Genomic DNA, 21,276 nt, shown 5'->3' on the forward strand with positions numbered 1-21,276 from the left:
GGCGGCGACGGCCCGCTCCCTCCTCTCGCACTGCAGCAGCGAGCGCGCCCGCGCCCGCTGCTAGGGTCGTGCGCAGTGACACGGGGTGCCCGCCAGGGCTGAGAGAAGACCCGTTGAACCTGATCTAGTTCGTACTAGCGAAGGGATGTCGCGAATGAGCATTCGCACGCCTGTCCACCCGACCCTCCCCGCCGACACGGCGCCCGATCCGGCGTCCGTGGGTCGCGATCTCGCCGAGCTCCGCGCCGCCGGGCCCCTGGTGCAGTGCATCACGAACGCGGTCGTCATCGGCTTCACCGCCAACAGCCTTCTGGCCCTCGGCGCCAGCCCGGCGATGTGCGACCTGCCCGGCGAGGCGGGCGTCTTCGCGGGCCTCGCCTCCGCGGTGCTCGTCAACCTCGGCACGCCCGGAGCGGAGCAGCGCGAGGGTGCTCGCGAGGCGGTCGCCGCGGCCGGACGCGCCGGCACCCCGTGGGTGCTCGATCCGGTCGCCGTGGGCCCGCTGCCCGTCCGCACCGCTCTGGCGGTGGAGCTGCTCGAGGCGCGGCCCGCGATCATCCGCGGCAACGCCTCCGAGATCCTCGCCCTCGCGGGAGCCGGTGCGGGCGGCCGCGGCGTGGACGCCGTCGACACCGCCGAGCAGGCGCTCGACTCCGCCCGCGTCCTCGCCCGCCGCACCGGAGGCGTGGTCGCCGTCTCGGGAGCGGTCGACCTCGTCACCGACGGCGAGCGGATCGTCCGGGTCACGGGGGGCCACCCGCTGCTGACCCGCGTGACCGGCGGCGGCTGCGCGCTCGGCGCCGTGATGGCGGCGTTCCTCGGCGCGGGCGCCCGCCCGCTCGACGCGGCCGTCAGCGCTTCCGCGGTCTGGGGCCTCGCCGCCGAGCGGGCCGCCGCCGCGAGCAGCGGTCCCGGATCCTTCGCCGTCGGCCTCATCGACGCCCTCGCTGCCCTCCAGCCGGCCGACGCCGAGGCCGGGGCGCGGATCGCATGAGCCTCGACCTCTCGCTCTACCTCGTCACGGACACCGCCCAGTGCGGCCAGCGCGGCGTGCCCGCGGTGGTCGCCGCCGCCGTCCGGGGCGGAGTCACGACCGTGCAGATCCGCGATCACGACGCCCCCGCCGCCGAGCTCGTCGCCCTGACCCGGGCCGTCGCCGCCGTCCTCGACGAGCGCACGACCCTGCTGGTCGACGACCGCGTCGACGTCGCCCTCGCCGCCCGCCTCGCGGGCGCCCGCGTCCACGGCGTCCACCTCGGGCAGTCCGACCTCCCCGTCACCGCCGCCCGCTCGCTGCTCGGTCCCGACGCGGTGATCGGGCTCACCGCGAACACCCCCGAGCACCTCGCCGCCGTCCGCGCCCTGCCCGCGGGGACGGTCGACTACCTCGGCGTCGGCGTCATCCGGCCCACCGCGACCAAGCCCGACCACCCCGCTCCCCTCGGTGTCGACGGGTTCGCCGCCCTCGCCGCGGCCGCGGCGCTGCCCTGCGTCGCCATCGGCGGAGTCGGAGCCGCGGACGCGGGGCCACTCCGCCTCGCCGGTGCGGCCGGGCTCGCGGTCGTGTCGGCGCTCTGCACGGCCGCCGACCCCGCGGCGGCCGCCCGCCTGATCCGAGCGGAGTGGGACCGATGACCGCCGGCGCCCGCGTCCCCCGTGTCCTCAGCATCGCCGGCACCGATCCGACCGGCGGTGCCGGCGTCCAGGCCGACCTCAAGTCGATCGGCGCGCTCGGCGGCTACGGCATGGCGGTCGTCACCGCGCTCGTCGCGCAGAACACGCACGGGGTCCGCTCCGTGCACCTGCCGCCCGCCGCGTTCCTCCGCGAGCAGCTCGACGCGGTGAGCGACGACGTCACGATCGACGCGGTGAAGATCGGGATGCTCGCCACGGCCGAGTACGCCGGAGTCGTCGCCGAGTGGCTCGACGAGGTCCGCCCGCCCGTCGTGGTCGTGGATCCGGTGATGGTCGCGACCAGCGGTCACCGGCTGCTCGCTCCCGAGGCGGAGGACGCCGTGCGCGACCTGCTCCGCCGCGCCGACCTGGTGACGCCGAACCTCCCCGAGCTGGGCGTGCTGGCCGGAGAGCCGACCGCCTCCGACTGGCCGGCCGCGCTCGCGCAGGGAGCGGCACTCGCCCGCGCCCTCGACGCCGCCGTGCTGGTGAAGGGCGGCCACCTCGACGGCCCCGCCACCCCGGACGCGATCGTCACCCCCGACGGCCTCGTGCGCGAGGTCCCCGGCGAGCGCGTCGCCACCTCGAACACGCACGGCACCGGGTGCTCGCTCTCGTCCGCGATGGCGACGCTCCTGGCCGGGCGCGATGCCTCCTCCGACGCCCTGGTCGAGGCGCTGACGGAGGCCAAGGAGTGGCTGACCGGCGCCCTGCGCGCCGCCGACGCCCTGGAGGTCGGCACCGGCAACGGCCCGATCGACCACTTCCACCGGCAACGTCCTCCGGCGTTCTGCGCGGACGTCTGGGAGCGGACCCGGACCCTCCGCGACGAGATCGACGCGCTCCCGTTCGTGCGGGCCCTCGGCGACGGCTCCCTCGGGCGGGAGGACTTCGAGTGGTACCTCGAGCAGGACGCTCTCTACCTCACCGAGTACGCCCGCGTCCTGGCCGTGGCGGCGCAGCGCGCGCCGACCACCGCCGAGCAGGTCTTCTGGGCCGAGGGCTCGGCGTCCGCCCTCGCGGCGGAGGCGCAGCTGCACCGCGACCGGCTCGGGACCAGGGACGCGGCTCCCGCGCCCGTGACCCGCGGCTACACCGACCACCTGCTCGCGGTCGCCGCGCGGGGCGGCTACGGCGAGATCGTCGCCGCCCTGCTCCCCTGCTTCTGGCTCTACGCCGACGTCGGGTCGCGCCTCGCCGCCTCCGGGCACCCCGAGCACCCCTACGCGGACTGGCTGCTCACGTACGGCGACCCGGTCTTCGCGACGGCCACCGAGCGGGCGATCGAGTTCACGGAGCAGGCCGCCCGCGACGCCTCACCGAGGCAGCGCGCCGCGATGAGGGACGCGTTCCTGCGGTCGAGTTCGTTCGAGAAGGACTTCTTCGCCGCACCGCTCGCCCGGACCGGCTGAGCTCTCAGCCGGCCCGGCCGGGTGCGCTCAGCCGATCGCCTCGCGCAGGACGTGCATGAGGGCGTCCAGCTGCACCGTGTCGGCCGAGGCCGTCTCGGCGTCCGCGCCGTCGAGCGCGCGGGCGGCGAGACCGGCCTTGGCGTCGATGAGCTCGGCGATCTTCGCGTCGATCGTGTGCGCCGCGATGATCCTCCACGCCGTCACCGGCTCCTCCTGGCCGATGCGGTGCACGCGGTCGATCGCCTGCGTCTGCTCGGCCGAGGTCCACGAGAGCTCGGCGAGCACCACGTTGGAGGACGCCTGCAGGTTCACGCCGACTCCCGCCGCGGTGAGCGAGCAGACGGCGACAGAGACGTCCGGGTCCTCGTTGAAGGCGTCGATCTGCGTCTGGCGGAACGCCGCGGTCTGGTCGCCGCGGATGGAGACGGACGTCAGCTCGCGCTTCTCGAAGGTGTCCTCCGCCTGGTCCATCACGTCGATGTGCTTCGCGAAGAAGACGACCTTGCCCACCGAGCGGGCCAGCTGCGAGGCGTAGTCGGCGGCCAGCGCCGCCTTGGCCTGGCCGATCCGGCGCACCATGGTGAAGACGTTCTCGCCGGTCTTGGCCGACTTCGACTCCTCGAGCTCGCTCTGCGCCACGATGCGGATGAACCGCTCGCGCTCGTCGTCGTCGAGCTCGTGCGTGATCGAGGAGGTGACCGCCCTGAAGCGCTGCAGCATGCGGGCGCCGAGCTCGCGCTCGGCCTTCTGGATGGAGCGGCCGAGGTCGTCGTCCAGCTCGACGGGCAGGTCGACGATCCGCTTCGACGGCAGGTCGGCGGCGACATCGATCTTCTTGCGCCTGACGATGCCGAGGTCGATCACGGCCTCGCGCGCCTCCGGGTAGAAGCCCGTGTCGGCGGGGGTGAGGCCCGTCTCCTCGAGGCGGCCCATCAGCTCCGGCCCCGGCTTGGTCTCGTCGATCCAGCCGAGGAAGCGCCAGATGGCGCGGAAGTCGTCGACGTCGTTGATCAGCGGGGTGCCGGTCAGCGCGATCATCAGCGGATCGTGCCCCGGAGTGGTCTCGCGGATCCTCGACGCCAGCGCGAGCACGCTCTGCGAGCGCTGCGAGCGGAGGTTCTTGATGAAGTGCGCCTCGTCGACGACCATGCCGCGGAAGCCCAGGCTCCCGAGCCAGCCGATGTGCCGGTCGAGGATGTCGTAGTTGACGATGACCACGTCGGCGAACGCGTCGAGCGTGCCGCCGTCTCCGTGGATGACCGTGGCGCGCCGCTGCGGGGTCCAGTGCTCGACCTCGCGCGCCCAGTTCATCTTGACCACGTTCGGCACCACCGCGAGCAGCGGGTACGCCCCGACCACCGAGGCGGCGAGGAGGCTCTGCGCGGTCTTGCCCAGACCCGGCTCGTCGGCGAGCAGGAAGCTGCGGTGCCCCTCGCGGGCGCTCTCGATGAAGCGCGCCTGGTGCGGCATCAGCTCGCGGCCGCGCGGCGAGACCCGGTCGAGCTTCGGCGGCTCCGGGAGCTCCATGCTCGCGGCCCGTCCGCCCGCTCCGTACTCGAACGCCTTGAAGAGCGGCCCGAGCAGCTCCCAGTCGTCGAGCCTGCGGCGCGGCGCCGGAGCCGAGGCCTCGGCGATCGAGAAGTCCGGCGGGAGGAAGGGGTTCGCCAGCTGGCGGGCGCGCACCGACTGCGGCACGACCTGGTTGACCGGCACCTCGGGCTTGGGCTCCGGCTCGGTCACGATGAGCAGCTCGTCGGGGCTGAGCTCCGCGCCCGCCTCGAGCAGCCAGTCGCGGCGGAGCTTCTGCGCGGCCGCCGTGACGCCGGCCTCCGATTCGAGCAGCGCGATCAGGCTGGTGTCGCGGGCGGCCGTCTTGGCCAGGATCGTGGCGATGCCGTCGAGGCGCTTCATCTCCTCGGCGCGCTGCGCGTCGCTGAGCGAGGGATCGACCTTGACCCGCTTGCGCTCCTCGCGCATCAGGAGGGCGATCACCAGGAACTTCGTCCGGTTGGTCGGCCCGACCTTGCCGGTCTGGGCCTTCGCCTCCACCTCGCGGACGCGGCGGGCGAGGATCGGGATGATCCCCGCGTTGTCCACGCCGCGCGAGCGCGATCGGGGTCGGCTCCCGGCGGCGTTCGACGCTCGTCGCGTCTGACCGGACTGACGCTGGCCGCTGCGAGCCATGCTCCTCCTCGATGTGTGACGGGGGGCGGAGGAGGGGTTCCCGCGCGCTGCCGTCGCCGTGCATCCGCCGGATCGCCTCCGGGGAGGCGTCGGGCGTCGGTGCATCCGGTGGCCGTCGGGAGCTCCGAGCAACGGGTCTGGGACCCGGTCGCAGCATCCCCGGCGTGCGGGTGCGGCGCCAGTCTACTCCTCGGGGCGGTCCGGTCGGCGCTCCGCCGCGCGGGCGGTCGCGCTCGTCGTCATTCCGGGGTCGGGACGCGGATCACGAGACCCGCCGCCACGAAGACGCCGACCGCGGCGAGGCTCAGCGAGGACCAGATCGCGTCCGGGAACGCGAACGGCAGCACCGGGTTCCACAGCACGAGCACCGGTACGAGCCCGATCAGCCAGAGGAGTGCGCGCGCCTGGATCGCGAACCAGCCGATGACCGCCGCGAGGATCGCGACCGGGTAGCGGATGAAGTCGTAGGCGTCGGAGCCGACGAGGGCGAGCCCGGCCAGCAGCACGATCGCGCCGAGGATCCCGGGCGCGAGCGCCATGCGGGCGCGGTCGCGCGAGGGGTAGCGGGCGGCGGTCGCGCGGGACGGCTTGCGGGTGCTCACCCCTCGATCGTAGGCGCGCGCATACCCCGCCCGGGTACCGCCCGCGGCGCGTAGGCTGGAGGAGTGATCGAGGACCTCAAGAAGCGCTCGCTGCACCGTGCCCGGATCCTGGGCGGCCAGATGCGCGGCCTCGAGCGGATGATCGAGAACGAGGACTACTGCGTCGACATCGTCACGCAGTCCCTCGCGATCCAGAAGTCGCTCGGCTCGCTCAACAAGCTCATCGTCGAGAACCACCTCCGCACGCACATCACCGCGATGTTCGAGGAGGGCGGAGACGCCCGCGAGGCGGCGATCGCCGAGCTCGTGAAGATCTTCGAGCTCTCCAACAACCGCTCGTGACCGCCGGCCTCGTCGCCGCGGCGCGGGTGCGCCCGCTGCTGCTCGACGGGGGCCTGGGCACGGAGCTGGAGGCGCAGGGCGCCGCGGTGGACTCCTCGCTCTGGAGCGCCCGGGTCCTGCTGGAGGAGCCCGGCCGGGTCGTCGACGCGCACCGCGCCTTCGCCGAGGCGGGCGCCCGGGTCGCGGTGACCGCGAGCTACCAGGTGTCCGCGAGCGGATTCGCGGCCGCGGGCCTGGCCCCGGGCCTCGCCGAGCGCGCCCTCCGGGAGAGCGTCGACCTGGCCCGGCGCGCGCAGAGCGGCTGGGTCGCCGCCGCCGTCGGCCCTTACGGCGCTAGCCTCGGCGACGGCTCCGAGTACCGCGGCGACGACGGCCTCACCGTCGGCGAGCTCGCCGCCTGGCACCGCCCGCGACTGGAGACCCTGGCCGCGGCCGGGCCCGACCTGCTCGCCGTCGAGACCATCCCGTCGGTGCGGGAGGTGCGCGCCGTCGTGGAGGCCCTCGCGGGCTCCTCGGTCCCCGCCTGGATCTGCGTGAGCGGCCGTTCGGGCCGCACCGCGGCCGGCGAGCCCCTGGCCGAGGCGTTCGCCGTCGCCGCCGCCTCCGAGGAGGTGGTCGGCGTGGGAGTGAACTGCTGCCCGCCCGGCGACGTCGCCGAGGCGGTCCGCATCGCCCGCTCCGTCACCGTCAAGCTGGTCGTCGTGTACCCGAACAGCGGCGAGGAGTGGGACGCCGTCGAGCGTCGCTGGGCAGGCGACGCGGCCTTCGACCCCGCGCTGGTCGCCTCCTGGCGCGCGGCGGGAGCGGATCTGATCGGCGGCTGCTGCCGCGTGGGACCTGCGGCGATCGCTGCCCTCGGACGAAGCCTGGAGGACGAGTCGTGACCACCCTGAGAGCCGTGCGCGGCGACCTCACCCGCGAGCACGTCGACGCGATCGTGAACGCGGCGAACTCGTCGCTCCTCGGCGGCGGCGGCGTCGACGGCGCGATCCACCGCGCGGGCGGACCGGAGATCCTCGCCGAGTGCCGCCGGCTCCGCGGGACCGAGCTGCCGGACGGCCTGCCCGCCGGCTCCGCGGTCGCCACGACCGCCGGCCGCCTCCCCGCCCGCTGGGTCGTGCACACCGTCGGTCCCGTCCACTCGCGGTCGGAGGACCGCACCGCCGTCCTCGCCTCGGCCTACCGCGAGTCGGTGCGCACCGCCGTCGGTCTCGGTGCGCGGACGCTCGCCTTCCCGGCCGTCTCGGCGGGCGTCTACGGCTGGCCGATGGACGACGCGGCGCGCATCGCGGTGGAGACGGTCCGCGAGGCGACCGCGGACGGCGCACTCGACGAGGTCCGGTTCGTCCTCTTCTCCGCGGACGCCCTCGCGGCCTTCGAGGCCGCCCTGGCCACGGAATGACGGAAGGGGAGCCGACCCTGCGATCGACTCCCCCTCCACGGTGCTGCGCTAGGCCGTCTTCGGCCGCGCGAACTCGTCGTAGGGCAGCGTGATCGGGCGGGTCCGCGGAGGCATCCGCACGACCGCCTCGAGCGCCGGGCCCAGTGCCTCGCGCCACGCGCGGTAGCCGTCCTCGTTGAGGTGCAGGCCGTCCGGCGAGTACTGCTCGAGCAGCCCGCCGTCCTCGCCCGCGAGCACCGGCCACAGGTCGAGGTAGCCCGCGTGCGCCGTGGGCGCGAACTGCCACAGGTGGCGGTTGATCTCGCGGATCTGCGGCGCGAACTCGTGTCCGCGCGGCAGGACCGAGGTCACCAGGATGCGCACGTCCGGGAGGTCGCGCCGGAACGTCGCGACGATCGTCTCGATGTTGCGCACGACGTGCTCCGTCGTGCGGTGCCAGGCGAGGTCGTTGGTGCCGATCAGCAGCACCACCGTGTCCGGCTCCTGCGCGACCAGCTCGGCGAGCCGCGCGACGACGTCCGCCGTGGTGGCCCCTCCGACTCCCTCGTCGACGACCGTCGACTCCGTCAGCCACTCGCCCCAGGCTCCCGACTGGATGATGCTGTCCCCGATGAAGAGGACCTTCCCCAGCTGGAGTCCGCGCCCCGCGTCCGTACTCGACCGTTCGCTCATCGTGCTCCTCTCGTCGGCGTCCCGGGCGGCCTCGCCGCCGCCGGACCCCTCCATTGTCACCGCTGCACCCGGCGCCCGCCAGGGGAGCGCTCGTCGCCGGAGTCCGGCAGGTCGGCCGCGGTGGCCGTGATGCGGTTGGCCATGCCGTTGAAGATGATGCCGTGGAAGGGCAGGATCGCGAACCAGTAGAGCCTGCCCGCGAGGCCCTGCGGGAAGAACACCGCGCGCTGCGTGTAGACCGAGCCGCCGTCTCCGGAGGGCTCGGCGCGCATCTCGAGCCAGGCCCCGCCGGGCACCTTCATCTCGGCGCGCAGGCGCAGGAGCTTCGGCCGCTCGATCTCCTCGACGCGCCAGAAGTCGAGGGCGTCGCCGGCGTGCAGGCGCGCGGAGTCGCGGCGCCCGCGCTGCAGGCCTACTCCCCCGACGAGGCGGTCCATCCAGCCGCGGATCACCCACGCGAGCGGGAAGGAGTACCAGCCGTTGGTGCCGCCGATGCCCTCGATGACGCGCCAGAGCTTGGCCGGGTCGGCCTGGGTGCGGCGCTCCTTGAGGTCCACGTAGACCGTGTGGCCGGCCCACTCCGGGTCGCTCGGCAGCGGATCGCTGGGAGCGCCGACGACCTCCGCGTTCTGCCAGCTCGTCTCGATCTCGCCCGCCTGCATCTTTCCCAGCGCGAGCCGGACGGCGCGGCGGTAGGAGGTCAGCCCGCCCTCGGGGTCAGGGATGAGCGCGCGGATGTCCTGCTCGTGCACGACGCAGTCGTACTGCAGCGAGGCGATGATGGGCACCGCGAGCGAGCGCGGGATCGGCGTGACCAGGTTGACCCACTGCGAGGCCAGCCACGGGGTGAACACCGGCAGGGACGCGATCGGCCGCTGCGGGAGCCCGGCCTCGACCGCGTAGCCGTTCATCATCTGGCCGTAGCGGAGCACGTCGGGCCCGCCGATGTCGAAGGTGCGGTTGAGCGCGGCGTCCTCGAGCGACGCGGAGCCGATCAGGTAGTGCAGCACGTCGCGCACGGCGATCGGCTGGATGAAGTTGCGCACCCACTGCGGCGCGGGCATGTACGGCAGCACGTCGGTGAGGTGGCGCACCATCTCGAACGAGGTCGACCCGGAGCCGATGATCACGCCCGCCTGCAGGGCGATCGTCGGCACTCCCGACTCCATCAGGATCCGGCCCACCTCCGCGCGCGAGCGGAGGTGCTTCGAGAGCTCCTGGCCCTCGGGGTGCAGGCCGCCGAGGTAGACGATGCGGCCGACGCCGGCCGACTCCGCGGCCGTGGCGACGTTGTGCGCGGCGCGGCTCTCGACCTCCTCGAAGTGGGCGTGGTCATTGCCCGAGCCCATCGAGTGGACGAGGTAGTAGAGGACGTCGACGCCCTCGACCGCGGCCTCCAGCGACTCCGGATCGCCGAGATCGCCCTGGGCGACCTCGACCTCCTCCGCCCACGGCACGTCGACCAGCTTGCGCGGGTCGCGCACCAGGACGCGCACCCGGAAGCCCGCCTCGAGGAGGCGCGGCGTCAGCCGGCCGCCGATGTAGCCGGTCGCGCCGGTGACGAGCGCGAGGGGGCGCGCCGAGTCGGAGGGGGTTTCGCTCATGCGGCCACGGTACGCCGATGGCCCCGGGACCTCTCCCGCTGGTGCGGGCCCGCGGCCCCTGCTAGGCGGCGGCCGGCGTCCCGCTCAGTCGATGCCGAGGACCTCGCGGACCTGCACCACGTCGTGGTTCATCTGGCGGATGAGGGGCTCGACGCCCTCGTAGGCGACCTGGCCGCGGATCCGGCCGACGAACGCCACGTCGACCACGCGGTCGTAGAGGTCGAGGGTGTCGAGCGTCTGGTCGAGCACGTACGCCTCGACCTGCTTGGGCGGCACTCCGACGAAGGTCGGGTTGCTGCCGACCGAGATCGCGGCGGGATGCGTGACGCCGTCGGTGGTGAGCCGGCCCGCGTAGACACCGTCGGCCGGGATCAGGCCCTGCGACTGCGGCGAGAGGTTCGCGGTCGGGAAGCCCAGCTCGCGGCCGCGCTTCGCTCCGTGCACGACCACGCCGCGGACGACGGGCTCGTGCCCGAGCAGGCGCGTCGCGTGCTCCACGTCGCCCTCGGCCAGCAGCTCGCGGATCCAGGTGGAGGAGACGCGGCGGCCGTCCTCGGGCCGCACGTCGTCGATCAGCTCCACCTCGAATCCGTGCTGCCCGCCGAGCACGCGCAGCAGGTCGACGTCGCCCGCTCCCCGGGCGCCGAAGCGGAAGTCGGAGCCGACGAGGACCAGGCGGGCCTCGAGCGCCTCCACCAGCACCTGCTCGACGAACTGCTCGGGCGAGAGCGCCCGGAACGCCTCGTCGAAGGTGAGCAGCAGGGTCGCGTCCACGCCGGTCCCGGCGAGGAGCTCGAGCTTCTGCTCGTTGCCGACCAGGACGGGCGGGCACTTCTCCGGCGCGATCACGCTGAGCGGATTGCGGTCGAAGGTGACGACGACGGCGGCGAGCCCCTGCTCGCGGGCCCGCTCGTGCAGCCGGCCGATGACGGCCCGATGCCCGGAGTGGACGCCGTCGAACTTGCCGATCGTGACGGCGGAGGGTCCGATCCCGGCCAGGTCGCCGGGGCGGGTCTCGACGCGCATCAGGCGGCCGCCGGGGCCGTGCGCCGCCCCTGCACGCGGAGCCACCAGAGGCCGAGCACGGGCAGGACGAGCGGGATGAGCAGGTAGCCGGCGCCGAAGGCCGCCCACACCGTCGACTGGCGCCCGAACGGGTCGGCGCTCGCGAGCCCGAGGAGCTGCGGAGCGAGGAGGCTGAGCGCGCCGACCACGAGCACGCCCACCAGCTCGAAGGTGATCGTCACCCACGCGACGCGCTGCCAGGCGCGGCCCGGGACGATCAGGGCGACCGTCGCGACGATGTACACGACGGCCGAGAGCGCCGAGAGCGAGAACGCCAGCGGCGCCTCGTCGAACCGGTCGATGATCTGGAAGACGGAGCGCCCCGTCGCGGCGAGCGCGAGGATCCCGTAGACCACGACCAGGAGGCTGCCGATCCCGCGCGAGCGGGCGGAACGGGTCGGCTCGCCGCTCCCGGGGGCCGAGGGGACTGAGGGGTCGTGAGCGGCCCGTCCGGACGCATCGCTGGCTGGTTTCGACATCGCACGTCCATGCTAGGCGCTCGCCGGGCCGGGCCCGGTGGCGGGCCCGATCAGGCGCTCTGGAAGAACCAGATCTGGTGCATCCGGTAGACCATGACCGCGATCGAGAGGCAGGCGACGCCCAGGATCACGGTGCTCCAGCGGCTCCGCTCGATGAGCGCCCAGAACCCGGCCGCGAGCGGCAGGAGCAGCGCCGAGATCAGGTAGATGTAGTACTCCGGCAGGCTCCCCGACGGGCGGTTGCCGACCAGCGGCGACACGATCGCGACCGCCAGCTGGACGATCAGCAGCAGCTCGACGATCGCCGTCGCGCCGACCGAGACGTCCGAGGGACGGCGGGCGAGCAGCCCGAGCACGAGGCAGAGCAGGCCGGCCGCGACGGCGATCCCCACCTGGAGGATCGTGAACCACTCGATCACGAGGCGGCCGTCCGCAGGTCCTCGGTCGGGAAGTTGACGACGCTCTTGAGCTGGGTGCCGCGCCGCTCGGCGAGGCCGATCAGCCGCTCCCCCGGGCCGACCGCGGCGAGGAGGCCCTTCGCTCCCGCCACCGCCTCCGGGGCCGGGATGCGCTTGCCGTTCGCGAGATCGCCCGCCTCCTGGGCGTCGAGGCGCAGCAGGGGGAACAGCTCGCCCGCCACCAGCGTCGGCGGCAGGAGCGCGGCGGGTACGTCGAGCTCGTCGATCTCGCCGGCCTGGGCCACGGAGAAGGGGCCGACCGCGGTGCGCCGCAGCGCGGTCAGGTGGCCGCCGACTCCGAGGGACGCGCCCAGGTCGCGGGCGAGCGCGCGGATGTAGGTGCCGGAGGAGCAGGTGACGCGCACGTCCAGGTCGAGGAACCCCTCGACCGGGCGGCTCGCCAGGACGGCGAACTCCGAGACGGTCACGGGGCGGGAGGCGAGCACGACCTCCTCGCCGTCGCGGGCGCGGGCGTAGGCGCGGCGGCCGTCCACCTTGATCGCGCTGACCGTGCTCGGGACCTGCTCGATCGCTCCGGTGAGGGCCGCGATCGCGTCGGACACCGACTCCGGGGCGAGGGCCGCGACGAGGGCGGGCTCCGCCGAGGCGAGCACCTCGCCCTCCTGGTCGTCGGTGGTGGTGGAGGAGCCCAGCCGGATCGTCGCCTCGTACTGCTTGTCGAGGCCGACGAGGTAGGTGAGCAGGCGCGTCGAGGGGCCGAGACCGAGGATCATCAGCCCGGTCGCCATCGGATCGAGCGTCCCCGCGTGGCCGACCTTGCGGGTCCCCGCGCGGCGGCGGGTCCGCGAGACGAGGTCGTGGCTGGTGATGCCGCCGGGCTTGTCCAGCAGGAGGATCCCGTTCGGAGCCGGGGCGGGGGTCTCGAGCACGGGTGCGAGGATACACGGACGGATCGGGAGTACCCCCGGGGTGGAGCCGGAGCCCTCGCCCGCCCGTCCTAGGCTGTCCGGATGAGGATCGCAGTACTCGGAGCAGGCGCCGTCGGCGGCACCATCGCCGCCCTTCTCGACCGCGCCGGGCACGACGTCGAGGTCACCGCCCGAGGCGACCACCTCACCGCGATCCGCCGGTCGGGGATCCGGCTCGACGGGGCGTGGGGCGAGCACACCGCCTGGGTCCGCTGCGGCGAGTCCCTCGACCTCGTGCCCGATCTCGCCTTCGTCTGCACGAAAGCGCAGGACGCCGAGGACGCGCTGCGCACCAACCGCCGCACGGTCGACGGCACTCTCGTCGTCGTCGTCCAGAACGGACTGGACGGACTCACCGCGGCGGCCCGGCAGGTGCGCGACGCCCGGCTCGTGGGTGCTCTCGCCCTCTTCGCCGCGAGCCACCTCCAACCCGGCCGGGTCACCGTCACGGCTCCTGCCACGACCACGCTCGGCGTCCCCGGCCGCCCGGCCGACGACGACGTCCGACGGGCCGCCGCCGTGCTCGGCGAGGCGGTCCCCACCGCCGTCACCGACGACTTCACCGGAGCGCAGTGGACGAAGCTGCTGATCAACGAGGTCAACGCCCTGCCCGCGATCACCGGGCTCTCGGTCCAGGAGACGATCGACGATCCGGGGCTGCGGCGCGTCCTCGCCCGGTCGATGCGCGAGGCCGCCCGGACGGGCCTCGCGTCGGGCGTCCGCTTCGGCTCGCTGCAGGGACTCTCGAACACGTCCGTCCGCGCCCTGGCGGCCGCTCCCCTGCCCCTGGTCGAGCTGCTCCCCCGCCGGATGGCCGCGCGGATGGGCGAGGTGCCGAACCCCGGGTCGACGCTGCAGAGCGTCCGCCGCGGAGTGCCGAGCGAGATCGACCACCTGGCCGGGGCCGTGGTCCGCACCGCTCACCGCGGCGGGCGCGAGGCACCGGTCAACCAGCTGCTGGTCGACCTGGTGCACGAGGTCGAGCGGGCGGGCGCCTTCGTGCCGCCGGCTGAGGTCGTGCGCCGCGCCGCCCTGGTCTGAGCCCGCGGCCCTGTCGGACCGACGCCGCCCGCGGCGGCGGCCTCCGTCCCGAGGCTCAGCAGGAGTCGGCGAAGAGGCGCCGGGGCTGCTCCGGATCGCGGATGTCGACGAGGATCCCCGCCAGCCGGCGCGGATCCGTCGTGGCGCGGTACGCCGCGTCCACCGGCGGCTCCTGCGTGTCGAGGCGGATGCTGGTGCTCCACGCGCCGCGCAGCTCCGGCCGGAGGGCGAACTCGCCGTCGACGAGCAGCACCGCGTCGCGGCCGGCGGTCCGCCAGCGCGCCTGCCGCGCCTCGTCGCGCACCGCGTCGAAGCCCGCGAGCACGAACCCGGTGCTGCCGCCGAGGGTGAACGGATCGAGCAGGACGCGGCGCAGGAGCTCGTAGTCGTACCCGGCCGCGTAGGAGCGCTGCTCCTCGGGCACGGCGGGGTCGTCCCGATCGGCGCGGGGACGTCGGAAGTCGGCGAGGTGCGCGACGATCGCGTCCTTGCCGGCCCGGCGGAGCGCCTCCGCGAGGTCGAGCGCGAACGCCGCGCTCACCGCGGGGTCGTCGCCGTCGATCCCGACCTTGACCCGTCCGCGCCCGTAGTTGTGCAGCACCTCCGCCGCGAGAGCGTCGAGCACATCGGCCTTCTGCGGAGCCCACCTGGTCATCCGCCCACGATACGCGCCGCCGCCTAGTGTGGGCTGATGCCCTCCGACCCTCTCGCCGACGCGATCACCGCCTGGTTCCGCACGAGCGCCCGCGACCTGCCGTGGCGCCGCGAGAACTTCCCCGCCTGGGGCACGCTCGTCAGCGAGTTCATGCTGCAGCAGACCCCGGTGGTCCGCGTCGTCCCGCGTCTGGCGGAGTGGCTGGAGCGCTGGCCGACACCCTCCGCGCTCGCCGCCGTCCCTCCCGGCGAGGCGGTGCGCGCCTGGCAGTCCCTGGGCTATCCGCGGCGGGCCCTGCGCCTGCACGCCTGTGCCGTGGCGATCGCCGAGGAGCACGGCGACGTGGTCCCCGACGACGTCGAGACCCTCCTCGCGCTGCCCGGCATCGGCGACTACACCGCCCGCGCCATCGCCGTGTTCGCCTACGGGAGGCGGCACCCCGTGGTCGACACCAACGTCCGCCGGGTCCTCGCGCGCGCGGTCGACGGAGCGGCGGAGCCCGGCCCGCCCCGCGCGAGGGCCGACCTCGCCGCGATGTCGGCGCTGCTGCCCGAGTCGCTCTCCGAGGCGGCGGCCTTCAACGCGGGCGCGATGGAGCTGGGGGCGATCGTCTGCACCGCCCGCGCTCCGCGCTGCGACGAGTGCCCGATCCGCGACCTCTGCCGCTGGCGGGCGGAGGGGTACCCCGAGCACACCGGGCCCGTGAAGGCGAAGCAGAAGCGGTTCGAGGGCTCGGACCGCCAGGTCCGCGGCCTCATCCTCGCCGAGCTGCGCGCCGCGCACGGCCCGGTCACCGCGGCCGAGGTGGAGTCTCTCTGGCCGGACGCCGACCAGCGCGGTCGCGCCCTGGCCGGGCTCCTCGCCGACGGCCTGGCGACGGGCGGCCCGGAGGACGGCTACCTCCTCCCCGGCTCCTGAGGGCCCGTCGACCGCCGTCCGCGTCGGAGGAGGCGGGTAGGGTCGGCGCCGTGACCGGTCGCCGCCTCCGCCTCCCCCGCCCCGACGCCGCCGTCGAGCGCGCCCTCGACGTCGACCTCGCCCAGGACGTCCAGCGCGCCCTCGCCGCGGTCCGCGTCGAGAACGACCTGCCCGGCCCGTTCCCGCCGGCCGCGCTGGCCGAGGCCGAGCACGCGGACGCCGGAGCGGACGACGAGGACCGCGTCGACCGGACGGACCTCCCCTTCGTGACGATCGACCCGCCCGGCTCGCTCGACCTGGACCAGGCCCTCCACCTGGAGCGCACGTCAGAGGGCGTCGTCCTCCGCTACGCCATCGCGGACGTGCCCGCGGTCGTCCGCACCGGCGGAGCGCTCGACGCCGAGACGCGCCGCCGCGGCCAGACCTACTACCTCCCGGACGGCCGCGTCCCGCTGCACCCCGCGGTCCTCTCCGAGGGGACCGCGTCGCTCCTGCCGGACGAGACGCGCCGAGCGCTGGTCTGGACGCTGACCCTCGACGAGCGGGCGGAGCCGCGCTCGGTGCACCTCGAGCGGGCGCTCGTGCGCAGCGTGGCCCGGCTCGACTACGAGGGCGTGCAGCGCAGCGTCGACGCGGGCGATCCGCACCCCTCCCTCGCCCTCCTCCCCTGGTTCGGACCCGAGCGCCTGGCGCGCGAGGCCGAGCGCGGAGGAGCGAGCCTGACACTGCCCGAGGAGGAGATCGTCGCCGCCGACGGCGGCTACCGGGTCGAGCGCCGCGCTCCCCTGGCCGTCGAGGGCTGGAACGCCCAGGTCTCGCTGCTGACCGGTATGGCGGCGGCGACGATGATGCTCGACGCGGGGGTGGGCATCCTCCGGACCATGCCCGAGGCCGACCCCGCCACCGTCGCGGCCTTCCGCTCCCGAGCCGCGGCGCTCGGCGTCCCGTGGCCCGAGGAGGAGGCCTACGGCGCCTACCTGCGCCGCCTCGACACCGCCGACCCCGCCCAGCTCGCCATCATGTACGCCGCGGCGAGCCTGTTCCGCGGCGCCGGCTACACCGCCTTCGACGGCGCCCCGCCGGAGCATCCCGAGCAGGCGGCTCTCGCCGCGCCGTACGCGCACGTCACCGCGCCGCTGCGGCGCCTGGTCGACCGGTTCGGCCTCGCCGTCTGCCTCGCGGTGTCCCGGGGCGGAACGATCCCGTCGCAGCTGCGCGAGGCGCTGCCCCTGCTCCCGCCGCTCCTCGCCGCGAGCGACCGCCGGGCCGGAGCCGCCTCCCGTGCGGCGACCGCGATCGTCGAGGCCGCCGTCCTCCGCGGCCGCGAAGGAGCCTCCTTCAGCGGGATCGTCGTCTCCTCGGCGCGCACCCGCTCCTCGGTCCAGCTGCTCGACCCGGAGATCACCGTCGACGTCCCGGCCCCGCTCACGCCGGGAGCCCGTGTCGTCGTCGTCCTGGAATCGGTCGACGTCGCCACGGGCTCCGCGGTGTTCGGGCTCGGCGCCTAGTCCTCGTCGTCCTCGCGGGGCTTCACATAGGGGTCGGCCTCGCCGGCGTAGTCCGCCTGAGCGGCGAGCGACTGCACCTGCGAGTCCTGGCTGCGCGCGGCGGCGAGCAGGTCCTCGATGTGCTTCGCGTTCTCGGGCACCGCGTCGAGGATGAACTCGAGCGACGGCGTGAGCCGCGACGTGATGTTCCTGCCCACCTCGGTGCGGAGCATTCCGGTGGCGGCCTTGAGGGCCGCGGCCGAATCGGCGCGCTCCTCATCGGTGCCGTAGACCGTGTAGAACACCGAGGCGTGCTGCAGGTCGCCGGTCACCTGGACATCGGTGATGGTGACGAAGCCGAGGCGCGGGTCGCGGAGACCGCGCTCGAGCCGCTTCGCGACGATCACCTGGATACGTTCGGCGAGCTTCCTCGCCCGGGCCGGATCTGCCATGGCTGGTCCTCACATCTCTCTCGGCGAACCGTTCAGCTCGCCATTCAACCACTCTCCGCCCGGACGACCGGTCGCGTCCGAGGGGGCCTTGCTTCTGGGGCGTGATGCCCCTCGACCGCGCGTCTGCGACGGCGCGGGTGGGGTGCCTTCTCGCGGCTCCCTCCCGCGGGCCTGCGGCCCGCCCGCCAGGCCCGGCCAGGAGCCGCGAGGAGGCACCCCACCCGTGCCCGCGATCGGAGGGGGTGCGGGTCCGCCCCCCCCCCTGATCCTCGGGGACCGGGGGGTGGGAAGGCTCAGGTGCTGGATCGGGAGCCGGACATCGCCCGCAGGCTCGCTGCTCGCGAGCTGCTCGCTCAGCGGGCGCACCCACCGAGACAGGAGCGCCTGATCGGGGTCGGTCTCCCGCACCCGGGGGTGCGGAAGCGCCCACTGGAGGGTCCGCACCTCCGGGACACCGGCGGCCCCCGATTCCTCCCGCAGGGCGCGAGAGGACGAGAGTCCCCTCCCGATCCCGCACGAACAGCGCCGTGAGACGCCGGAAGGCCCGGGCGGACCCGGGCCTTCCAGTGGAGCGGATCAGCCTCGCGGCTTCTCCTTCATCTCGATCGTCTCGATCTCGTCGCCGATCTGGATGTCGTTGTACTTTCCGAGTCCGATACCGGCCTCGTAGTCCGTACGGACCTCCGTGACGTCGTCCTTGAAGCGACGCAGCGACTCAATGGCCAGGTTGTCCCCGACCACGACGCCGTCACGGATGACGCGCGCCTTCGAGTTGCGGGTGATCGTGCCGGAGCGGACGATGACGCCCGCGATGTTGCCGAACTTGGAGGAGCGGAACACCTCGCGGATCTCGGCGACACCGGACTGGACCTCCTCGAACTCGGGCTTGAGCATGCCCGTGAGCGAGTTCTCGACCTCTTCGATCGCGTTGTAGATGACCGAGTAGAAGCGGATGTCCACTCCTTCTCGAGCAGCGCGCTCGCGGGCCTTCGGGTCGGGGCGGACGTTGAAGCCCACGATGATCGCGTTGTCGATCGTCGCGAGGTTGACGTCCGACTCCGTGATCGCACCGACACCGCGGTGGATGATGCGCAGCTGCACCGAGTCGTCGACCTCGATCTTGACGAGCGACTCCTCCAGCGCCTCGACGGCACCGGACACGTCGCCCTTGATGATGAGGTTGAGCGACTCGACCTTGCCCTCCTCGAGAGCACGGGTGAAGTCCTCGAGCGAGATGCGCTTGCGGGCCTTGGCCAGCAGGGCGTTGCGCTGAGCGGCTTCGCGCTTCTCGGCGATCTGACGGGCCGTGCGGTCCTCCTCGGTGACGAGGAAGGTGTCGCCGGCGCGGGGCACGGACGAGAGTCCCTGCACCTGCACCGGACGCGACGGCACGGCTTCGAGGACGGCGTTGCCGTTCTCGTCCGCCATCGCACGGACGCGGCCGTAGGCCGTTCCGGCGACGATCGCGTCTCCGACGCGCAGCGTTCCCGACTGGATGAGCACGGTCGCGACCGCACCGCGTCCCTTGTCGAGCTTCGCCTCGATCGCGACTCCGCGCGCCTCCTTGTTGGGGTTGGCGCGCAGGTCGAGACCGGCGTCCGCGGTGAGCAGCACGGCGTCCAGGAGGTCCTGGATGCCGGTACCCGCGCGAGCCGACACGTCGACGAACATGACGTCTCCGCCGTACTCCTCGGCGACGAGCCCGAACTCGGTGAGCTGCTGGCGCACCTTGGCCGGGTTGGCGTCGGGCTTGTCCACCTTGTTCACCGCGACCACGATCGGCACGTTGGCCGCCTGGGCGTGGTTCAGCGCCTCGATGGTCTGCGGCATGATGCCGTCGTCCGCCGCGACCACGAGGATCGCGATGTCCGTGACCTGGGCACCGCGGGCTCGCATGGCGGTGAACGCCTCGTGACCCGGGGTGTCGATGAAGGTGATCGGGCGCTCGATGCCCTCGTGCTCCGCGACGACCTGGTACGCACCGATGTGCTGCGTGATGCCGCCCGCCTCGCCGGCGACGACGTTGGCGTTGCGGATCGCGTCGAGCAGGCGCGTCTTTCCGTGGTCGACGTGACCCATGACGGTGACGACCGGCGGACGGATCTCGAGGTCCTCGTCCGTCTCGTCGTCGAGCTCCTGCTCGAGGTCGAGACCGAAGCCCTCGAGGAGCTCCTTGTCCTCGTCCTCGGGCGAGACGACCTGGATCTTGAAGCCGAGCTCGGAGCCGAGCACCTCGAAGGTGGCCTCGTCGAGCGACTCGGTCGCCGTCGCCATCTCGCCGAGGGCGAAGAGGACCGTGACCAGGTTGCCGGGGGGCACCGGCACGCCGGTCATGGCCTCGATCTTGTCGGCGAAGTCCGAGATCGACGCGCCGCGGCGCAGACGGATGACCGTCCTGCCGTCGCCGCGGGGGACGCTGACGCCGCCGAGCGACGGGGCCTCCCTGAGCTCGAACTCCTGACGCTTCGTGCGCTTGGACTTCCGGGCCTTGCTCTTGCCGCCACCGCGACCGAACGCTCCTGCGGTTCCACCGCCGGGGCCGCGACCGCGACCGCCGCCGCCACCGGGACGCGGGGCGAAGCCGCCACCGGCACCGGGAGCGCCGCCGGGGCGCTGGAAGCCGCCGCCGGCCGGACGACCGGCACCGCCGGGACGTCCTGCTCCGCCGCCGGGTCCGCCGGGACGCTGGCCGAAGCCGGCGGGGCGCTGGCCCATGCCGGGTCCGCCGGGTCGGGGCGCGCCGGGGCGCGGAGCAGCGGGGCGGGGGATGTTGCCCGGGGTCGGACGCGATCCCATGCCCTGCGAGCTGGCGAAGGGGTTGTTGCCGGGGCGCGGGGCGGCGGGACGCTGTCCCATGCCCTGGTTGCTGGCGAACGGGTTGTTGCCCGGGCGCGGGGTGCCGCCGGGGCGGTTGGAGCCGCCCGAGGCGCCGCCGGGGCGCGGGGTGTTCGCGGCGGGAGCCGGACGCGGGGTCACGGGCTTGGGTCCGCCGGGGGTCGCGCCGGACGCCGGCTTCTCGGCGGCGGCCGGAGCTGCGGGGGCCTCGGTCGGAGCCGGAGCGGCGGCCTCGGCGGGCGCGTCCTTGGCTGCCTGGGCGCGCTGAGCGGCCGCGGCCTCCTGGGCTGCCTGAGCCTGGGCCTGGCGCTCGGCGACAGACATCGGCGGTGCGGGCGCCGGAGCGGGCGGCTTGGCCGGGCCGGGCGTGGGCGCGGACGGACGGGCGCCGGAGGGGCGCGGGGCCCCGGGACGGGCGCCGGCGGCGGGGGCGGTCGGGGTCGCCGACGCTCCCGCGGAGGAACCGCCCTGGCCCTGGAGGGCCTGGCGGAGCTTGCGCGCCACCGGGGGTTCGATGCTCGAGGACGGGCCCTTGACGAACTCGCCGAGCTCCTTCAACTTCGCAAGTGCGACCTTGCTATCGACACCCAGTTCGGATGCGATCTCGTGTACGCGTGGTTTTGCCACTTCTCTCCTGTCTTGGGCCTGCACCCAAGACGGGGGCAGGCGTCACGAACGGACGGGTCTCATTTCGAGCCGCTCATCAGTCTTCGCTCATGATCAGTTCACGGGCCGTTCTGCCTGTTCTCTATGGTGTGATCGTGCGCTGCTCCGGCCCCTCCGGTCGAGGGGCCGAGCCGGTCGGATCGTGCGATGTACTGCTCCAGCTCGCTCGCGTCCACGCTCTCGCGTGTCCGGAACGCTCTTCCGAACGCGCGGCGCTTGACCGCGAACTCGTAGCAGTCGGCTGTGTCGTGGAGCCACGCTCCCCGACCAGGACGGACGGCACGCGGGTCTACCGCGAGGACGTTCGAGTGGAGGACCAGCCTCAGAAGAGAGGCCCGGGGGGCGCGCAGACGGCAGCCGACGCACGTTCTGACGGCTTCCACTCTACTCCCTCCCCTC

21 protein-coding genes and 1 riboswitch are annotated in these 21,276 nt (G+C 74.0%); of the genes, 9 read left to right on the top strand and 12 right to left on the bottom strand.

Annotated features, from left to right (window positions below; all coding sequences use genetic code 11):
• Nucleotides 1–71 precede the first annotated feature (71 nt).
• Nucleotides 72–163, top strand: a riboswitch (TPP riboswitch).
• From thiM to thiD, 3 genes are all read left to right on the top strand, one after another.
• Nucleotides 155–994 carry a hydroxyethylthiazole kinase gene (gene thiM, locus C5C29_RS00315; RefSeq protein WP_104249605.1) on the top strand — a complete coding sequence of 280 codons (840 nt, stop codon included), beginning with the start codon at nucleotides 155–157 and terminating at the stop codon, nucleotides 992–994. Its footprint overlaps the riboswitch before it by 9 nt.
• On the top strand, nucleotides 991–1,635 hold the full coding sequence (thiE, locus tag C5C29_RS00320) for a thiamine phosphate synthase (RefSeq protein ID WP_104268497.1): 645 nt from the start codon (nucleotides 991–993) through the stop codon (nucleotides 1,633–1,635). The genes thiM and thiE overlap by 4 nt, the downstream gene beginning before the upstream one ends.
• A complete protein-coding gene (gene thiD, locus C5C29_RS00325) occupies nucleotides 1,632–3,086 on the top strand; it encodes a bifunctional hydroxymethylpyrimidine kinase/phosphomethylpyrimidine kinase (protein WP_104307899.1) in 1,455 nt (484 codons plus the stop codon). Before thiE ends, thiD begins: the two co-directional genes overlap by 4 nt.
• Nucleotides 3,087–3,113: 27 nt before the next feature.
• Here thiD and C5C29_RS00330 read toward each other — a convergent pair whose 3' ends face one another.
• Together C5C29_RS00330 and C5C29_RS00335 are read right to left on the bottom strand one after the other, a co-directional pair.
• Nucleotides 3,114–5,270, bottom strand: coding sequence for a DEAD/DEAH box helicase (locus C5C29_RS00330; RefSeq protein WP_104225603.1), 2,157 nt, complete (start codon nucleotides 5,268–5,270; stop codon nucleotides 3,114–3,116).
• A 239-nt stretch (nucleotides 5,271–5,509) separates the two neighbouring features.
• A complete protein-coding gene (locus tag C5C29_RS00335; protein WP_244229446.1) occupies nucleotides 5,510–5,872 on the bottom strand; it encodes a DUF6804 family protein in 363 nt (120 codons plus the stop codon).
• A gap of 63 nt (nucleotides 5,873–5,935) precedes the next feature.
• On the opposite strand from C5C29_RS00335, the gene C5C29_RS00340 reads away from it, so the two are divergent.
• The 3 genes from C5C29_RS00340 to C5C29_RS00350 are packed head-to-tail and all read left to right on the top strand — an operon-like array spanning nucleotide 5,936 to nucleotide 7,616.
• The gene (locus C5C29_RS00340) at nucleotides 5,936–6,214 is read left to right on the top strand and encodes a metal-sensitive transcriptional regulator (RefSeq protein ID WP_104223062.1); all 279 of its coding nucleotides are present in this window, start codon (nucleotides 5,936–5,938) and stop codon (nucleotides 6,212–6,214) included.
• Nucleotides 6,211–7,098 carry a homocysteine S-methyltransferase gene (gene mmuM / locus C5C29_RS00345; protein WP_104307900.1) on the top strand — a complete coding sequence of 296 codons (888 nt, stop codon included), beginning with the start codon at nucleotides 6,211–6,213 and terminating at the stop codon, nucleotides 7,096–7,098. The genes C5C29_RS00340 and mmuM overlap by 4 nt, the downstream gene beginning before the upstream one ends.
• The gene (locus tag C5C29_RS00350; RefSeq protein WP_104307901.1) at nucleotides 7,095–7,616 is read left to right on the top strand and encodes an O-acetyl-ADP-ribose deacetylase; all 522 of its coding nucleotides are present in this window, start codon (nucleotides 7,095–7,097) and stop codon (nucleotides 7,614–7,616) included. Before mmuM ends, C5C29_RS00350 begins: the two co-directional genes overlap by 4 nt.
• 48 nt (nucleotides 7,617–7,664) lie before the next feature.
• On the opposite strand, the gene C5C29_RS00355 is transcribed toward C5C29_RS00350, so the two are convergent.
• From C5C29_RS00355 to truB, 6 genes are all read right to left on the bottom strand, one after another.
• A complete protein-coding gene (locus C5C29_RS00355) occupies nucleotides 7,665–8,288 on the bottom strand; it encodes a GDSL-type esterase/lipase family protein (RefSeq protein ID WP_104268531.1) in 624 nt (207 codons plus the stop codon).
• 56 nt (nucleotides 8,289–8,344) lie between these two features.
• Entirely contained in the window at nucleotides 8,345–9,892 is a 1,548-nt protein-coding gene (locus C5C29_RS00360) for an SDR family oxidoreductase (protein WP_104246567.1), read from the bottom strand.
• 84 nt (nucleotides 9,893–9,976) lie between these two features.
• On the bottom strand, nucleotides 9,977–10,918 hold the full coding sequence (locus C5C29_RS00365) for a bifunctional riboflavin kinase/FAD synthetase (RefSeq protein WP_104223133.1): 942 nt from the start codon (nucleotides 10,916–10,918) through the stop codon (nucleotides 9,977–9,979).
• The gene (locus C5C29_RS00370) at nucleotides 10,918–11,436 is read right to left on the bottom strand and encodes a hypothetical protein (protein WP_258062220.1); all 519 of its coding nucleotides are present in this window, start codon (nucleotides 11,434–11,436) and stop codon (nucleotides 10,918–10,920) included. The genes C5C29_RS00365 and C5C29_RS00370 overlap by 1 nt, the downstream gene beginning before the upstream one ends.
• A gap of 50 nt (nucleotides 11,437–11,486) precedes the next feature.
• A complete protein-coding gene (locus tag C5C29_RS00375; protein ID WP_104223058.1) occupies nucleotides 11,487–11,855 on the bottom strand; it encodes a hypothetical protein in 369 nt (122 codons plus the stop codon).
• Entirely contained in the window at nucleotides 11,852–12,784 is a 933-nt protein-coding gene (gene truB, locus C5C29_RS00380; RefSeq protein ID WP_104223057.1) for a tRNA pseudouridine(55) synthase TruB, read from the bottom strand. Before truB ends, C5C29_RS00375 begins: the two co-directional genes overlap by 4 nt.
• 81 nt (nucleotides 12,785–12,865) lie before the next feature.
• On the opposite strand from truB, the gene C5C29_RS00385 reads away from it, so the two are divergent.
• A complete protein-coding gene (locus tag C5C29_RS00385) occupies nucleotides 12,866–13,864 on the top strand; it encodes a ketopantoate reductase family protein (RefSeq protein ID WP_104223056.1) in 999 nt (332 codons plus the stop codon).
• Nucleotides 13,865–13,919: 55 nt separating this feature from the next.
• Here the strand turns inward: C5C29_RS00385 and C5C29_RS00390 are convergent, their stop codons facing one another.
• Nucleotides 13,920–14,519 carry a hypothetical protein gene (locus C5C29_RS00390; protein WP_146082085.1) on the bottom strand — a complete coding sequence of 200 codons (600 nt, stop codon included), beginning with the start codon at nucleotides 14,517–14,519 and terminating at the stop codon, nucleotides 13,920–13,922.
• 36 nt (nucleotides 14,520–14,555) lie between these two features.
• On the opposite strand from C5C29_RS00390, the gene C5C29_RS00395 reads away from it, so the two are divergent.
• A complete protein-coding gene (locus C5C29_RS00395; RefSeq protein WP_104223054.1) occupies nucleotides 14,556–15,437 on the top strand; it encodes an A/G-specific adenine glycosylase in 882 nt (293 codons plus the stop codon).
• A 50-nt stretch (nucleotides 15,438–15,487) separates the two neighbouring features.
• Nucleotides 15,488–16,945 (top strand): ribonuclease catalytic domain-containing protein, encoded by a 1,458-nt coding sequence (locus C5C29_RS00400; protein ID WP_104223053.1) that lies wholly within the window; start codon nucleotides 15,488–15,490, stop codon nucleotides 16,943–16,945.
• Here the strand turns inward: C5C29_RS00400 and rbfA are convergent.
• The 3 genes from rbfA to C5C29_RS00415 all read right to left on the bottom strand — a co-directional run bounded on the left by rbfA (nucleotide 16,942) and on the right by C5C29_RS00415 (nucleotide 21,260).
• Nucleotides 16,942–17,376, bottom strand: a complete 435-nt coding sequence (rbfA, locus tag C5C29_RS00405; protein ID WP_104223052.1) for a 30S ribosome-binding factor RbfA — start codon at nucleotides 17,374–17,376, stop codon at nucleotides 16,942–16,944. The genes C5C29_RS00400 and rbfA overlap by 4 nt on opposite strands.
• A 576-nt stretch (nucleotides 17,377–17,952) precedes the next feature.
• Nucleotides 17,953–20,838: a translation initiation factor IF-2 gene (infB, locus tag C5C29_RS00410; protein ID WP_104260219.1), complete on the bottom strand. Its 2,886-nt coding sequence runs from the start codon at nucleotides 20,836–20,838 to the stop codon at nucleotides 17,953–17,955.
• Nucleotides 20,839–20,936: 98 nt separating this feature from the next.
• Nucleotides 20,937–21,260 (bottom strand): YlxR family protein, encoded by a 324-nt coding sequence (locus C5C29_RS00415; RefSeq protein WP_104225181.1) that lies wholly within the window; start codon nucleotides 21,258–21,260, stop codon nucleotides 20,937–20,939.
• Between the last annotated feature and the right edge of the window lie 16 nt (nucleotides 21,261–21,276).

Source organism: Rathayibacter sp. AY1H2 (genome assembly GCF_002931985.1).
GTDB lineage: Bacteria > Actinomycetota > Actinomycetes > Actinomycetales > Microbacteriaceae > Rathayibacter.